The sequence below is a fragment of the Flavobacterium procerum genome (assembly GCF_042431625.1).
Taxonomy (GTDB): Bacteria; Bacteroidota; Bacteroidia; order Flavobacteriales; family Flavobacteriaceae; genus Flavobacterium; species Flavobacterium procerum.
This window is the reverse complement of record NZ_JBHLYW010000003.1, coordinates 38334-54304: the sequence shown is the minus strand read 5'-3', so window position 1 is coordinate 54304 and position 15971 is coordinate 38334. Positions and strand designations below refer to the sequence as shown.

At 34.5% G+C, this 15971-nt stretch carries 18 protein-coding genes and 2 tRNA genes; 5 read left to right on the top strand and 15 right to left on the bottom strand.

All coding sequences use genetic code 11. The annotated features are described in order from the left end of the window. Positions 1–8 precede the first annotated feature (8 nt). The 7 genes from ACFFLS_RS02405 to idi form a co-directional block, all read right to left on the bottom strand. Positions 9–82 (bottom strand) — tRNA-Thr (locus ACFFLS_RS02405). Positions 83–169: 87 nt separating this feature from the next. Then, positions 170–243 (bottom strand) — tRNA-Thr (locus ACFFLS_RS02400). Between the two features lie 76 nt (positions 244–319). Then, positions 320–586, bottom strand: a complete 267-nt coding sequence (locus tag ACFFLS_RS02395; RefSeq protein ID WP_135222905.1) for a hypothetical protein — start codon at positions 584–586, stop codon at positions 320–322. Positions 587–643: 57 nt separating this feature from the next. Then, complete coding sequence (locus ACFFLS_RS02390) at positions 644–1612, bottom strand: type I phosphomannose isomerase catalytic subunit (RefSeq protein ID WP_379683428.1); 969 nt, start codon at positions 1610–1612, stop codon at positions 644–646. A 49-nt stretch (positions 1613–1661) separates the two neighbouring features. After that, positions 1662–2120: a peroxiredoxin gene (locus ACFFLS_RS02385; RefSeq protein ID WP_379683429.1), complete on the bottom strand. Its 459-nt coding sequence runs from the start codon at positions 2118–2120 to the stop codon at positions 1662–1664. Positions 2121–2124: 4 nt separating this feature from the next. Continuing rightward, entirely contained in the window at positions 2125–2535 is a 411-nt protein-coding gene (locus ACFFLS_RS02380) for a 6-carboxytetrahydropterin synthase (protein WP_379683430.1), read from the bottom strand. A gap of 23 nt (positions 2536–2558) precedes the next feature. Then, complete coding sequence (idi, locus tag ACFFLS_RS02375; protein ID WP_091496463.1) at positions 2559–3086, bottom strand: isopentenyl-diphosphate Delta-isomerase; 528 nt, start codon at positions 3084–3086, stop codon at positions 2559–2561. A 326-nt stretch (positions 3087–3412) separates the two neighbouring features. Here idi and msrB point away from each other — a divergent pair, with 326 nt between their 5' ends. Continuing rightward, a complete protein-coding gene (gene msrB, locus ACFFLS_RS02370; protein WP_379683431.1) occupies positions 3413–3964 on the top strand; it encodes a peptide-methionine (R)-S-oxide reductase MsrB in 552 nt (183 codons plus the stop codon). 6 nt (positions 3965–3970) lie between these two features. Next, positions 3971–4579, top strand: coding sequence for a peptide-methionine (S)-S-oxide reductase MsrA (msrA, locus tag ACFFLS_RS02365; RefSeq protein WP_379683432.1), 609 nt, complete (start codon positions 3971–3973; stop codon positions 4577–4579). A gap of 79 nt (positions 4580–4658) precedes the next feature. Here the strand turns inward: msrA and ACFFLS_RS02360 are convergent, their stop codons facing one another. Then, entirely contained in the window at positions 4659–5096 is a 438-nt protein-coding gene (locus ACFFLS_RS02360; protein WP_379683433.1) for an META domain-containing protein, read from the bottom strand. Between the two features lie 237 nt (positions 5097–5333). Between ACFFLS_RS02360 and ACFFLS_RS02355 the strand changes: the two genes are divergently transcribed. Together ACFFLS_RS02355 and ACFFLS_RS02350 are read left to right on the top strand one after the other, a co-directional pair. After that, positions 5334–6737: an aminopeptidase P N-terminal domain-containing protein gene (locus tag ACFFLS_RS02355; protein WP_379683434.1), complete on the top strand. Its 1404-nt coding sequence runs from the start codon at positions 5334–5336 to the stop codon at positions 6735–6737. Between the two features lie 151 nt (positions 6738–6888). Beyond that, on the top strand, positions 6889–7848 hold the full coding sequence (locus ACFFLS_RS02350) for a quinone oxidoreductase family protein (RefSeq protein WP_379683435.1): 960 nt from the start codon (positions 6889–6891) through the stop codon (positions 7846–7848). A 114-nt stretch (positions 7849–7962) separates the two neighbouring features. On the opposite strand, the gene ACFFLS_RS02345 is transcribed toward ACFFLS_RS02350, so the two are convergent. The 4 genes from ACFFLS_RS02345 to ACFFLS_RS02330 form a co-directional block, all read right to left on the bottom strand. Beyond that, positions 7963–9048: a DUF6630 family protein gene (locus tag ACFFLS_RS02345; RefSeq protein WP_379683436.1), complete on the bottom strand. Its 1086-nt coding sequence runs from the start codon at positions 9046–9048 to the stop codon at positions 7963–7965. A gap of 32 nt (positions 9049–9080) precedes the next feature. Next, positions 9081–9782: an SMI1/KNR4 family protein gene (locus ACFFLS_RS02340; RefSeq protein WP_379683437.1), complete on the bottom strand. Its 702-nt coding sequence runs from the start codon at positions 9780–9782 to the stop codon at positions 9081–9083. Between the two features lie 74 nt (positions 9783–9856). Next, a complete protein-coding gene (locus ACFFLS_RS02335; RefSeq protein WP_379683438.1) occupies positions 9857–11416 on the bottom strand; it encodes an NAD(P)/FAD-dependent oxidoreductase in 1560 nt (519 codons plus the stop codon). A gap of 19 nt (positions 11417–11435) precedes the next feature. Beyond that, complete coding sequence (locus tag ACFFLS_RS02330; protein ID WP_379683439.1) at positions 11436–11867, bottom strand: hypothetical protein; 432 nt, start codon at positions 11865–11867, stop codon at positions 11436–11438. A gap of 379 nt (positions 11868–12246) precedes the next feature. On the opposite strand from ACFFLS_RS02330, the gene ACFFLS_RS02325 reads away from it, so the two are divergent. Beyond that, positions 12247–12486: a hypothetical protein gene (locus ACFFLS_RS02325; protein ID WP_379683440.1), complete on the top strand. Its 240-nt coding sequence runs from the start codon at positions 12247–12249 to the stop codon at positions 12484–12486. Between the two features lie 94 nt (positions 12487–12580). Here the strand turns inward: ACFFLS_RS02325 and ACFFLS_RS02320 are convergent, their stop codons facing one another. Genes ACFFLS_RS02320 through recQ form a run of 3 tightly spaced genes read right to left on the bottom strand, consistent with a single transcriptional unit; the run spans position 12581 to position 15962 of the window. After that, complete coding sequence (locus ACFFLS_RS02320; RefSeq protein WP_379683441.1) at positions 12581–13003, bottom strand: hypothetical protein; 423 nt, start codon at positions 13001–13003, stop codon at positions 12581–12583. Positions 13004–13008: 5 nt separating this feature from the next. Further along, positions 13009–13758 carry a hypothetical protein gene (locus ACFFLS_RS02315; protein ID WP_379683442.1) on the bottom strand — a complete coding sequence of 250 codons (750 nt, stop codon included), beginning with the start codon at positions 13756–13758 and terminating at the stop codon, positions 13009–13011. A gap of 8 nt (positions 13759–13766) precedes the next feature. Beyond that, positions 13767–15962, bottom strand: a complete 2196-nt coding sequence (gene recQ / locus ACFFLS_RS02310) for a DNA helicase RecQ (protein ID WP_379683443.1) — start codon at positions 15960–15962, stop codon at positions 13767–13769. Between the last annotated feature and the right edge of the window lie 9 nt (positions 15963–15971).

Genomic DNA, 15971 nt, shown 5'->3' with positions numbered 1-15971 from the left:
TTATTTTGAGCCGATAGAGGGACTCGAACCCACGACCTGCTGATTACAAATCAGCTGCTCTAGCCAGCTGAGCTACATCGGCGTTTTTTTGAAGAACATTCCTTTTTAAATGAAGCTGCCCCTCATTTTAAGCAAAAAAACCATTCACTTTCGTGAATGGTTTCCGTTGAGCCGATAGAGGGACTCGAACCCACGACCTGCTGATTACAAATCAGCTGCTCTAGCCAGCTGAGCTACATCGGCCTCATTACGGGTGCAAATATAAAGCGGTTTTTCAATTTCCCAAAATAAATTTGCACTTTTTTTATACTTTTTTTGCTTACAAAGCGTTTATTTTTTCAATCAATTGATTAGCAGTTTCTTCCAATTCTGCATTTATTTGTTTGAAGTGTGCTTTTTTGTTTTCAACGTTCTTTGCGTTCACTTTTGTGATCAAAGTATCAAATGCAGCAATAGCTTCATCAACCAAAGCATTCGTTTCTGGAGTTGGATTTCCTGTTGTTGACATCTCGAACAAGTAAACTGCCTCAATAATATCACCCAATACAAAGTTGATGTCTTTCTTTAAATTCTTAACGTTTGCCATTTTTATTATAATTTTAATTTGCGTCTGCAAAAGTACATATAATCTTTAGAATATATGTTAAGAAATGTAAATTTCTAAAATTGAAGCTTTTCCGCTCAAATTAAATGCATTTATCGCAGCCGGAACCAAAACGGTATCTCCTTTTTGATAAGTCTGTTTAAATCCGCTGTATTCAACATCAAAACTTCCTTCTATACACATATAAACTGTAAAAGTCTCTCCAGTTTTAGACACTTCGATTTTATCTTCTAAAGGGACGAAATTTGTTGTAAAATAAGGACAATCAACAACTGTATTCGAAACATTTGTTTTAGAATCGTATTTCTTTTGTGTATCAACTTTATTATAATTGATTGCATCTAGAGCCAAATCTACGTGAAGTTCTCTTTTGTTTCCCTGCGCATCAGTGCGGTCAAAATCGTATAATCTATAAGTAATGTCAGATGTTTGCTGAATTTCGGCAACAACCAAACCAGCTCCGATTGCGTGAACCGTTCCTGTTTCTAAGAAGAAAACATCGCCAGATTTTGCTTTTACGTCATCTAAGATCGTTACTAAAGTATTATCATTTAAATGTTTTAAATACTCTTCTTTGCTTGAATCTTCTTTAAAACCAACAATAATTCTTGCATCTGCGTCGGCTTGCATGACGTACCACATTTCGGTTTTTCCAAATGAATTGTGACGTTCTTTAGCTAGTTTATCATTTGGGTGAACTTGAATCGAAAGATCTTCTCTAGCATCAAGATATTTAAAAAGCAACGGAAATTGTTTTCCGAAACGCTCGTAAACTTTTGTACCCAAAATCCCATTCGGGTTCTCGTCAATAAGCTCCATCAAAGATTTCCCTTTCAAATCTCCATTTGCAACTACGCTCACATCTCCTTCAACCGTAGACAACTCCCAGCTTTCTCCAGTGATTTTAGAAGTAATCGGCTTGTTTAATTCTGTTTTTAATTTTTCTCCTCCCCAGATTCTTTCTTTTAAAATCGGTTCAAATTGCAATGGGTATAAATTCTGACTCATTTTTCTTGGGCTTATAATTTTTGTTAATTCTGTTTGTTTTGTTTCTAGTTTACAAAACCAATTCTCTTACTGTTTCCAGCGCTTTCGGAATATGTTTTGCGGCATTAACACTGTCAAATATCGAAATGACTAAACCGTTTTTATCAATAATATACGTAACACGGCCTGGCAGAAGTCCGAACAAATTGTTTCGGACACCAAAAAGTTTTCTTAGTTTTTTGTCAGGATCTGATAATAATATAAAAGGAAGTTTGTGTTTGTTGGCAAATTTATGATGCGATTTTACACTATCACTACTAATGCCGATTACCTCAGCTCCAAGATCTTTAAAATCTTCATATTGATCTCTAAAACCGCAAGCTTCTGTGGTGCATCCTGGCGTATTATCTTTCGGATAAAAATAAACCACCAAAGGTTTTCTTCCTAAAACACTTTGGCTTTCAAACAATTCTCCATGACTGTCTTTGGCGGCAAAATTCGGAACTATATCTCCTATTTTTAATGACATTTTACTATTCTCCTTTATAAGTTACAAAATTGCGGTCTGTTTCGTTTAAAACGACTTCTAAATCGAACTCGGGCTGAATTCTTTTTCTAATTTTATTCCATATCACAACAGCAATGTTTTCTGCGGTTGGATTCAAATCCTGAAATTCTGGAACATCCAGATTTAGATTTTTATGATCAAACGGAATTTCCACTTCTTCGCGTATAATATCCGCTAATACTTTCACATCTAAAACAAAACCAGTTTCTGGGTCAATCTTTCCTGTAACACTTACTGTTAGACCGTAGTTATGACCATGAAAATTAGGATTGTTGCATTTTCCAAAAACAGCATCGTTTTTTTCAAATGACCAATCTTTTCGATGCAATCGATGTGCAGCATTAAAATGCGCTTTTCTTGATATGGTTACTCTCATTTAGGTTTTTTGGTTCGTTTGGGTTAAAGTTTATGATCTTCCAAATAATGATAAAATTCATCAAAAATTATTTTAAACCAAACCGTATATATTTCGGGCTGTTTTTCTATATCTGCTTTTACATCTTCGATTTTCATCCATTTCCAATCTTCGACTTCTTCGGTATTGATATTTGGATCTTCATTATAATATCCAATCATTACATGATCCAATTCGTGTTCTGTCAATCCGTTATCAAAAGGCGCTTTATAAATAAAATGAAACAGCTCTTTCAAATCTGTTTTAAATCCCATTTCTTCAAACAATCTTCTGCTTCCCGCTTCGATATTGGTTTCGCCTTCACGCTGATGACTGCAACACGTATTTGTCCACAGCAAAGGAGAATGATATTTCTGATGTGCACGTTGCTGCAGCATGATTTCATTTTGTTCATTTAAAACAAAAACCGAAAATGCACGGTGCAAAAGTGCTTTTTCATGCGCTTCCAACTTTGGCATTAAACCAATCTGCTCGTCATTTTGGTTAACTAATATTACGTTTTCTTCTGTCATAAGGCCTATTAATCAAACAAAAATACGAAAAAAGAAATGGCATAAAAGACTTCACAGGATTGTCAAAAACACAACTCGCCACTTTAATTTTTACTTTACTGATTTCCAACAAACTAAATTCACGTAAAAAATAAAAGCTGTTAAAATTAAGACATAAAAACCACAAACTCTTATTTTACGTAACTAATAAAAAGTTAAAACACACTTAAAAAAAACTCAATTATTTTAAAGTCAGTATTTCGTGATAAATCGCAGCGTATCTTTGAATAACAAATTTAAAATCTAAAGAATACCGACTGAACATCAAAAGCTTCATTATTCTAGTTATGAAATCTAAAACCCAACTTCTCAGCCTTTGTTTTTTACTCCCGCTTTTCATTTTGCAAGCCTGCGGACAAAACAATAATAAACACACAAAACCAACTTCTAAGGAAAACGTAATCAATAAACCAAACAATCCTTATTATTCTAATACAGACACTACGAAACTAAACGTAAGTAACGCCGAATGGAAAAAAGTTCTACCGGAAGATGTTTACGCAGTTATGCGCGAAGCTGATACAGAAAGACCTTTTACTGGAAAGTATTGGAATGCGAATGAAAAAGGAACTTACTATTGCGCTTCTTGTGGCAATAAACTTTTTAGATCTACTGCAAAATTCTCGAGCAGCTGCGGATGGCCAAGCTTTTTTGAACAAGACAACAAAAAAAGCATTGTTTTTAAAAACGACAATTCACTTGGAATGGAACGAACCGAAACGCTCTGCGGGCGTTGTGGCGGACATTTGGGCCATATATTTGACGATGGTCCTGAACCAACTGGAAAAAGATATTGCATGAATTCAATTGCTCTTGACTTTATTCCTGATTCTAAATAATCTATTATGAAAAATATACTTTTAATCTGTTTTCTGGCGCTTTCGCTAAAGGGAATTGCCCAAAACAAAAAAGCTTCTAATCTAGAAACCATTACGCTCGGTGGCGGATGTTACTGGTGCGTTGAAGCGGTTTATGAAAATCTGGACGGCGTAAAATCTGTTGTTTCTGGATTTTCTGGTGGAAATGTTGCCAATCCTACTTACGAAGAAGTCTCCACTGGAGAAACAGGACATGCAGAAGTTGTTCAAATTACGTATGACAAAACAGTAACCGATATTAATGAAATTTTCAAAGTCTTTTTTACTGTTCACGATCCAACAACTTTAAATCGACAAGGCGCTGATGTGGGAACGCAATATCGTTCTGTGATTTTCTACAAAAATGCTGAACAGAAAAAAGCTGCCGAAAGCATTATTGCTGATTTGAATAAAGCCAAAGTCTATAAAAATCCGATTGTGACCAAAGTAGAACCTCTAAAAGCTTTTTACAAAGCAGAAGATTATCATCAGAATTATTATGCGAACAATAAAAATCAGCCGTATTGCAAAATGGTGATCCAGCCGAAACTAGAAAAGTTTGAAAAGGTCTTTAAGGATAAACTTAAAAAACATTAAACATAAAAAAGGGAAATGAAATTGGCTTCATTTCCCTTTTTGCTGTGACCAAACTTTCTCAAAGTTGAATCAACCAAATTTATTTTTTCGCTACTTTTTTGAATCGCATTACTGGAACATCCCCATTAATCAAATTCAGCTTTCCGTCTTTGTCAATAGCATAAGTTGAAACTTGTTTTATTTGTTTCAAAAACTCTTGTTCTCCTCCACCTTCACAAAACATCATCGTTGCTGGTCCTGCTTCTCCAAAAGTCAGGGAATTTCCTTTTAGAGTGTATGGGGCACTATAACCATTACATCCATTATTGCCATAAACTCTAGTTTCTTTTTGGTTAAAAGTAAGCTGTGGCTTTTTATTCGGATACAATCCTTCAAAAGCAATTCTTGGTCCAGAAATATATTCTAATTCCCAAGTTGTATCAAATAGATTTCCTTCGTTTGAAGTGTCTTTTGATGCATTGCATGAAGCAAAAAACAAAGTCAAAACTGAAACGACTGCAAGTGTGTATTTTTTCATAAAAATGTATTTTTAAAATTAAAATTTGTCTATAGACATTCCGTTTCTCAATATTCATGCCCAGTTGTCAATTTATTAAAAAATCAATTCCGCAACAGACCTATTTTTTAATCTCTAAGTTATGTCAATTTATCCAAAACACTACTAGACAAATATTTAAATTCTAAAATATCGTTCTCTTTTTTTTGTAATTTGCGGTAATCAAAAAACCAAAATCATCAACCAAACATCAAAAAAATGAAGCAATTTCTATTATTGTTTGTCTTTATTATTAGTTTTTCTGGAATTCATTCGCAAGAAAACCTTCCAACAGATTTCCTTTCAAAAGAATTTCACAAAGGCCGTCGAGATGCTTTTAGAAGTTTAATGCCAGCCAATTCGGTTGCGGTAGTTTTTTCGTATCCTGAAAGAGTGTTTTCTAAAGACATTAATTATACGTATCACGCAAATCCTGATCTGTATTATTTAACAGGCTACAAAGAACCAGATGCCGTTTTGTTGCTTTTTAAAGAACCACAAGGAACCGAAAAATACAACGAAGTTCTTTTTGTCAGAGAAAGAAATGCTGCTCAGGAAACTTGGACAGGAAGACGTTTAGGTGTTGAGGGAGTCAAATCGAAACTAGGTTTGACAACTGTTTATAACGGAAAAGATTTTAATTCCTTTGTCATTGACTTCAAAAAATTTGACAAAATCATCTACGATAAAATTCCAACAGATCTTGGAAAGAATAAATCAGGCTTTGATCTTTTCGGTTTAATTGAATCTTTTAAATCTAAAGCGTCAATTACAGCTGAAAATGAAGCTTCAGTAACTCTTTTCGACAATATCACTAATTCTTTAAGAGAAATAAAAACTCCTGAAGAAGTAGACTTAATGCGTAAATCGGTTAAACTTTCCTGCATTGCACACAACGAAGTAATGAAAGCCGTTGGTCCAGACATGAGCGAAAATGAAGCAGACGGAATCCATAGATATATTCACAGGCATTATGGTGCAGAAGACGAAGGTTATCCACCGATTGTTGGCGCTGGAGCGAATGGCTGTATTTTACACTACGGAGAAAATAATGCAACCAAAATGGATAATCAGTTGTTGTTAATGGATGTTGGGTCTGAATATCACGGTTATTCTGCCGATGTAACCAGAACAGTTCCTGCGAATGGAAAATTTACTGAAGAACAAAAAGCAATCTATCAGCTTGTGTATGAAGCTCAGGAAGAGGTTTTCAAGATTTGCAAAATTGGCACACCTTTTCAGGATTTGAACAAAAGAGCGAGAGAAGTTATTACGGCTGGATTAATCAAACTTGGAATTATAAAAGACGCTAAAGACGTTAGAATTTATTACCCGCACAGCTGTTCGCATTTTCTGGGCTTAGATGTACATGACAAAGGAAATTATGCAGGAACTCTAAAAGAAAACATGATTTTTACCGTTGAACCTGGAATTTATATTCCGGCAAACAGCAACTGCGATAAAAAATGGTGGAATATCGGCGTTCGTATTGAAGATGATATTTTAATCACTAAAAATTCATACGAAAACCTTTCTGCAGAATCTCCAAGAAAATGGCAAGATGTAGAAGCTTTAGCAAAACAAAAAAGCACTTTTAACGAGATGAAGTTTCCTAAAATATAATTTATTTTTAGCCACAGATTAAAAGGGTTAAGAGGATTTTTTTTCAAATAGTAAATAGTAATCAGTGAAAATCCTTTTAATCTGTGGCTAAAAAACTTTTCAATCTAAGAGCGAATTTTCCCGTACTTTGTATTCTTAAACGAATTAAAAAATGAAAGCACTTACCTTCTCTACTTTTGGAGATTCAGCTGTTTTAGAATATATAGAGATTCCAAATCCGCAATTGAAAAACGACGAGATTCTAGTCGAAATGAAAGCCATCGGATTAAATTTTGCAGATGTTTACCGCCGAAAGGGAAATTACCACTTAAAAGGAAATCCGCCTTTTATTGCGGGTTATGAAGGTTCCGGAATTGTAGTTGATGCAAATAATCATCCTGAATATAAAATTGGTGACCGTGTAGCTTTTGCCGATGTTCCTTTTGCGAATGCTGAATTGGTTGCTGTTAATGTAAATCACGTTCTGCCATTGCCTGAAAACATTTCGTTTGAAACCGCAGCATCAGTTTTGCTTCAAGGTCTAACCGCTCATTATTTAGCAACCGACAGTCATAAAACAGCAAAAGGCGAAACAGTTTTAATTCATGCTGTTGCTGGCGGCGTTGGGCAAATCCTAACCCAAATCAGCAAACTATTTGGCGCAACAGTTATTGGATTGACCTCATCTGCCGAAAAAGCAAAAATTGGATTTGAACAGGGCGCCGATCATGTTTTTCTTTATAATGACGATTGGAAATCTCAAGTTTTTGGAATTGCTCCAAAAGGTGTTGATGTAGTCTATGACAGCATTGGAAGCACACTCATGGAAAGCTTTGAAGCGACCAAAGAATGCGGGCAAGTAGTCTTTTTTGGAATGGCGGGCGGAGATCCTGCACCAATCAATCCAAGAATGTTAATGGATGGCTCCAAAACTTTAACTGGCGGCGATTTATGGAGCTATTTAAATTCTAAAGAAGAAAGAATCAAAAGAGCTTCTCAATTATTTACTTGGATTGCTGACGGAAAAATCAAACTTTCAGAGCCAACTTCTTTTAAATTATCAGAAGGAAAACTGGCTCATGATTATCTGGAAAGCCGAAAAAGCACTGGGAAAATAATTTTGATACCGTAAACTTTTTTTCGCCACGAATTCACGAATTTTACTTTTAAAATCTATGCGCAAAGTTTTTAAATAAATTCGTGAATTGCTTCGCCAGTTCGCTATCGCTCGGGTCGTGGCTATTTGCTAAAGCTGGTCAATCTCAATTTTTGTCAATTCAGACAATTCTAAAATCCTTCCGACATCATTTTTATTAGCAACAAAAAACAGGTAATTATCTCCGTTTGTATTGTAACTCATCAATTCGAAACCACGTTTCTCTAAAGCAGATTGAATGTAGGGAAACAGATCATGGCTGTACGTGTCTTCTGGGTATTCAAAATTCAAATCCTCACCAATCATTTCAGAAATAAAATATTCTGCATCTTCAGGATCAAATTTCCAGTCGCTGTTCCACGCATCGATACCTTCAAAAAACTCAAAATGCCCTTCTATCGCATCGTAATAATCTTCTTCTGGCTTCTTATAATTTTCAAACAGAACAGTGGCTTGTTCTTTGATCTCTTTTTTGTCGATATCACCTCTCGAAACCAAGTTTATAAATTCTTCGAAAGTTTTAGTGGTAACTTCTTCAAATTCAATTAAATTTTCATTTGAAAGAAGCTCAACCGTTTCAGGAATTTCGATATTTAAATATTGGCAGATTCCCTGCAAAACCACTTTAAAATCACGAAGCCCTATTTCTTGACTTTCATTTTTGGGATTGCCGACATCGATAACTTCACTTTCCAATAATCCTTGCGTATAATCAAAAAAATGCCTTCCAGAATACAACAATTTAAAATCGTTTATTTCTAAACTATTAGTACAGCAAAAAAAGATAATGAAGTTTTTTATAGAGCGTTTAAAGAACTTTTTTTCATCTGCAGTTGGTTCCGAATAAAACTGAATATGTATAAAATCATATTCTAAACCTTCCTGAATAATTTCTTCAGAAAGAGTACTAATGTTCATTTTTTTATAAAGCTCATTTAAAACTTCATACGAATTATTAAAACCTGCCTTTTTAATTTCTGCATATCCTTCTTCATGATCGAAAGAACCCGGAAAGAAAAACAAATTTACATTTACATTTTCTTGAATTCCTTTTACCTTAAATTCAACATCCGACTGCTGATTATATAAGTACGAGTAAATAGGTTCAATAACATCGAAAGAAATTATTGATTTTGGATCGTTATTGCGTCCGAATAAATTGGAAAAGAAACTCATTTTGGTTGTATTATGACGTTAGTATGAAAATTTTATTCCTGATTTGAATATTCAAAACTCTGGTCCATTTTTTCAAAAGGAATAATATCCAAAAGCAATTGTTTGAATTCAATATCAGTCAGCAAACCTCTGGCCGGTTCTTTTCTTTTTGCAAAAACAACTTCGTAATCGATGATGTCCCTTTTCAGAATCTGCTCCAAAATCTGATTTTGCTGTTCCGTTAAATATTTTTTGTGTGTTTTAAAAACCGATTCGATATTGCTTCTAAATTCTTCATCGCTCACTTCATTATAAAGATCCTGATTAGCCATATCCGTCAGAATCATTCTAAAAATAAAATCCTGAAGATTTTTTGCTAGATAATTTGCTTCGTTTGAATCATGCCAAATATACACAACAGGAATATCGCCATTTTGTTCTTCATTTAGAAAGAAACAATAATGATCTCCTGCTCCACTTTGCGCAAAGGGAATAAATTTAAATTCTGGATTAATTTGTCTGTAATCATCCGGATCAGAAATATCTGCAATTTCTTCATTGACTGATTTTAGATTCAGCAGTTCAAAATCGTAAGAATGCAAAAGCAAGGGAGGATTATCTTTTAAAGTTGGATAAACTTCAGCATACCAATTTGGACCATATTCTCCAATATTCAGCATACCATCAGCATCTAATTGTTTGTATAAAATTGGGAATTCGAATCCGTGTTTCGTTTCAATGGCGTTTATAGTCATCTTTGGGTAATTTCTATTAGAATCAAACCACTAAGATAACAATCTTTTTACTACATGAAAAAACCTGAGATCAACTATTTCAAGGACTCAGCAATCATCAACGCACATTTTTCACCATCAATTGCTGCAGAAATGATTCCTCCAGCATAACCTGCACCTTCTCCGCAAGGATACAATCCTTTGATTTGCAAATGTTCTAAAGTCAATGGGTCTCTCGGAATTCTTACTGGAGAAGAAGTTCTGCTTTCTGGCGCATGCAAAATCGCTTCATTGGTTAAATAACCACGCATTGATTTTCCGAAATCCTGAAAACCTTGACGCATAATCTGAGTTAAAAATCCTGGAAAAACCTGTCCCAATTCTACCGAAGTTGTTCCTGGAACATAGGATGTTTTTGGAATATCTGCCGAAACTTTACTTTGGGTAAAATCTATCATTCGCTGTGCTGGAACTTTTTGAGTTTGTCCAGCCAAATGCCATGCTTTTTGTTCGATACTTTTTTGAAATTCCATTCCGGCCAAAGCACCGAATTTTGCGAAAGGCTTAAAATCTTCCAATTTTAACTCAACTACAATTCCAGAATTTGCTGTAGATTGATCACGTTTAGATGGCGACCAGCCGTTTGTAACCACTTCACCCGGGCTTGTAGCACATGGCGCAATTACACCGCCCGGACACATACAGAACGAATACATTCCGCGTCCGTTGACTTGTTTTACAATTGAATACGGTGCTGGAGGCAGATGTTCTCCACGATAATCACAACTGTATTGAATACTGTCAATCAATTCTTGTGAATGTTCTGCACGAACTCCCAAAGCAAAAGGTTTTGCTTCAATTAAAATTTTTCTTTTATCTAATAATTCAAAAATATCACGAGCCGAATGTCCTGTTGCCAAAATCAGTTTATTGGCATGAATTTTATCTCCGTTCTGTGTTACGATACCTTCAACTTCATTATTCTTTATCAAAATATCATCTACTCGGGTTTCAAACAAAACCTGTCCGCCAAATTCTCTAATTTTCTCGCGGATATCTTCGATAATTTTTGGCAATTTATTTGTTCCGATGTGCGGATGCGCTTCGACCAAAATATCTTCAGAAGCACCAAAAGCTACTAGAAGCTCTAAAATTCGGGTAACGTCACCGCGTTTTTTAGAACGTGTGTACAATTTACCGTCAGAATAGGTTCCTGCTCCTCCTTCACCAAAACAATAATTCGAATCTTCGTTTACGATATGCTCGCGATTGATAGATTTTAAGTCACGACGTCGGCCACGAACGTCTTTTCCGCGTTCAAGCACAATTGGTTTCAAGCCTAATTCGATTAACTGCAAAGCCGCAAAAAGTCCGGCCGGACCTGCACCCACTACAATAACTTCTTGGGCAGAAGAAACATCTTTATAATTAGGAAGTTCAAGTTTGGTTTCCTGAAAAGGTTCGCCTTTTAGAAAAATAAGCACTTTCAAATTGATTTTAATCGCTTTTTGACGTGCATCAATAGAGCGTTTTAAAATAGAAACATGCTGAATTTCCTGAGAAGAAACTTTTATCTGTTTAGATAAATGGTCTTTCAGCAATGATTCGTTTGCAGCGGTTTCTGGTGTAACTTGAAGTAAAAGCTCTTTTGGCATTTTATAAATGATAATATTATTAAAAGAATCTAACCATAACCATTAACAAATATGCTATATAGCATAATAATGGCATAACTACTATCGAGATGTAATGAAATTTTAAATATTTAAAAGATGTTTCTAATGAATCTGAATCATCATATTCAAGAGCTATTTTAAGATTCGTCGAAAATTTAAATAAAAAATAAGTCGGTAAAAAACAAAATATAGTCACAAGAATAATAAAATAGGTCATCGCCCACATAATCAAATACCCGACTCCTCCTCCTGAAGGCACATCACCGAAATTTGACAAAAAAATATAATCATAAATACACATAATAATCGCACCTATTATTACTATTAACCCAATAATTGACATCACATAAACCCATTTACTAATGGCTCCCAAATGACGTTTTGCGCCATCCGTAAATTGTAAATTATCTGAAACTGAGTTTTCCTCCATTTAATATGATTTATTACGATTTTTAAGAATCCTAAAATATTCTGCAAAAATAGTACTTTGAAATGAGATTTTATCTTTACTGTGAGATTTGCACGCAGATTGACACAAATCTAGATAGATTTTCAGCACAAAGTATATCGTAGAGACTCACTGCAGTACTTCTAACATATTGCGATAAACGTTGCGTAGACGCACTGCCGTGCGTCTCTACAGAATATCAGAACGATAACAAAATCTTAATTGATAAAAAAATTCATCCAAACGAATACACATCAGTTTGTCTCCAAAGAAAACTTAGAATCTTAGCATCTCAGAACCTTACAACCTTTAAAAAAGACTTTGTACCTTTGTCACTTTGAACCTTTGGAACTATAAAATAATGTCTAGAAAAATAAAACTGATTTGGGATTTCCGCGGTCCGGCTTCGGCTAAAACAGCAGAACACCACGAAATTCATTTAAAAGAATATATCGCAATAGAAAAACTGCCATTAAATATTACTGGTTTTTCAATTCTAAATGATATGCACGCAACCGCTTTTATGGTGGTTACTGATGAAAATATGATTCAGGTGAGAGATGCCTTGAAACCACATCGAGGGGAATTGTATGAAGGTTAAAATTCCAATATTCTGGTAAATTCCAATAAAAAAATTCCAAATTCCAATTGCTGAGATGGCTTGGAATTTGGAATTTTATATTTTAAGATCTTCTTTATTTCAAATCAAGATTATAATCTGTAAATATATAGGTGTTGTCATTTTTTCCTGAAAGTTTAATACTTTTAAATTCAACAGACTCCTCACCTTTTACTTCATAATTATAAACATCAATGTCTTTACTACTTGCAGATGCCTCATAAAATTTGCCGTTTTCTGTCCACCATTTTCCTTTTTCTGTAAAAGTTTCAACTTGACAATTCTCTATAGTCGTAAACATAATCACATAAGTTCCGTCTTTAAATCTTTGCTGTATCCAATGTTTTTCGACTCCATCAATCTGACCATCTTTCTCAAAACCTTTCCAGATTCCTACCAATTTAGAATCGTTGCTCTTTTTGTCGATTGAAAAACTTAAAATTAAAATTGAAATTACCGCTAAAGTGGCAATCTTAAATAGCGAAGACACGTTTTTCATAAATATTAATTTATTGGGATTTCTATAGTTTTCATAAAGTCATTAGAAATAGAAAACATAAGAGCATCAATTTGCTTCTCAATCTTAAACTCATTTTCTTTTTTCTTTAGAGCTTTATTTTCTCTTCCTATTCCGGGATTTATTATTAAAAATATACTGTTGTTATATTGAGGACCAAATCCCATTTCTTTAAATTGATTAAACCTGGTTTTATACTCTTCAGTATCTTTAAAATATCGGAAATAGTTTTTTCTGAACTTCTTAAACTCCTCCGTAGTCAATTCTTTTGATTTAACATTTAAGCCATTTTTTATTTCGATCAAATTATATTTTTCATATAAAGACGAATAACCTAAACGACCATAATCTACCACGTCTCCGAATACACAGATTAATAACCCAGAATAAAAATCGCACTGAAAATTGCTTTCTTTTCCAAAAATATCTTCATAAATTGAAACCTGAAAAAAACTCACATTACCTTTTTCATCCGTTTTATATTCTTCTGTATAAATATTTTCAACAACAAGTTTATCGCCCACCAATTTAAAATAAGCGAAGTAACCTCTCCAATTAGCATTAGAAAGACTAGTTCTTATATTTTCTGGAATGGGATGATTCTTAAAATAATCTTTTAAAGGATCCGACTGAATTCTTACAGTATCTTTATCAATTATTAAATAATCGGGATTATCTGCTATAGCAAATAATTTGGTTGTAATTAAAAAGACAAGAATCAATTTAAAAAAATTCATAGCTGATCTTAATTCGCAACTTCGCTAATAAATTTAATACGCATTAGTCGTAGCTCATCAATATCGTAATCGCCATCGAATTCTTTTAGTGCATCTTCAATTTTATCCGATTCTGATTCCATAAAATAATCATGGATTTCTTCCTGCTGATCGTCGTCTAGCATATCATCAATCCAGTATTTTATATTTAATTTGGTTCCCGAATATACGATTTGTTCCATTTCCTTAATCAGAGCATCCATGGTCAAACCTTTTGCAGAAGCGATATCATTTAATGATAATTTTCTGTCGATATTTTGAATGATGTATAACTTATTAGCAGAATTAACCCCAGTAGACCTTACAACAAGATCGTCTGGACGAATAATGTCGTTGTCTTCAACATAACGGCTAATCAAGGCTACAAACTCACTTCCATATTTTTTAGCTTTTCCTTCACCTACACCATGAATATTGTATAATTCGGCAATTGTAATCGGATATTTAAGCGCCATATCTTCAAGAGAAGGGTCCTGAAACACTACAAACGGAGGTACTCCCAGTTTTTTTGCTACTTTTTTACGAAGCTCACGCAACATTCCTGTCAAAACTTCATCGGCAGTACCAGAACCTTTAGAGCCTGTTACAATTGTTTCGTCATCAGCATCTGTATATTCATGGTCCTCAGACATCATAAACGATACTGGATTTTTAATAAAATCTAATCCTTGTTGTGTAATTTTAATAACACCATAGGTTTCAATATCTTTCGACAAATAACCAGAAACCAAAACCTGTCTTAAAAGCGCCATCCAGTACTTTTCGTCATGTTCTGCCCCTGATCCGAAATATGGCTGAGTATCTGTTCTGTGTGCTTTAATTACGGCATTTACACGACCAATTAAAGTAAACACAATTTCTTTTGATTTGTATATATGTTTGGTATCGCGCACGATTTCCAGTAATCTGACTGCTTCATCCTTGGCTTCGATTTTGCTTTTAGGATTACGTACGTTGTCATCCATATCAGCACCTTCACCATTTTCGCTGTCGAATTCTTCTCCGAAATAATGAAGAAGAAACTTTCTACGCGACATTGAGGTTTCGGCGTAAGCTACAACTTCCTGCAAAAGGGCAAAACCGATTTCTTGTTCAGCAACTGGTTTTCCGGACATAAATTTCTCCAGCTTTTCTACATCTTTATAAGAGTAATAAGCCAAACAATGCCCTTCTCCTCCGTCACGTCCCGCACGTCCGGTTTCCTGATAATAACTTTCAAGCGATTTTGGAATGTCGTGGTGAATTACAAAACGAACATCCGGTTTGTCGATTCCCATTCCGAAAGCGATTGTTGCCACCACTACATCAACATCTTCCATCAAAAACATATCCTGATGTTTTGCACGCGTCTTTGCATCTAAACCTGCGTGATAAGGAACCGCACTGATTCCGTTTACCTGAAGAACTTCGGCAATCGATTCTACTTTTTTACGACTCAGGCAGTATATAATCCCTGATTTTCCTTTATGCTGTTTTATAAAACGAATAATATCAGACTCGATGCTTTTCGTTTTAGTTCGCACTTCATAATACAAATTTGGCCTGTTGAATGATGCTTTAAAAGTATTTGCATCAGACATATCAAGGTTTTTGAGAATGTCTTCCTGAACCTTTGGAGTTGCAGTTGCAGTAAGTCCGATAATAGATACTTTTCCTAACTGCTTAATAATATTTCTTAGATTTCTGTATTCAGGTCTGAAATCGTGGCCCCATTCTGAGATACAATGCGCTTCATCAATAGCTACAAATGAAATTGGCACACTTTGTAGAAAAGAAACATACTCTTCTTTTGTCAAAGATTCGGGAGCTACGTATAAAAGTTTGGTTAAGCCTGAAGTAATATCTTTTTTAACCTGTGCAATTTCTGTTTTTGTAAGGGAGGAATTCAACACATGTGCAATTCCATTTTCTGAAGAAAGGCTTCGAATCGCATCGACTTGATTTTTCATCAAAGCAATTAGCGGAGAAACAACAATTGCTGTTCCATCCTGAATTAAAGCGGGTAATTGATAACAAAGAGACTTTCCACCACCGGTCGGCATAATTACGAAAGTATTCTTTTCATCTAAAATACTCGTAATGACTTGCTCTTGCAAGCCTTTAAATTGGCTAAAGCCGAAATACTTCTTTAATTCTTTATGTATTTCAATTTCGTTTGAATTCATTCTCTATAT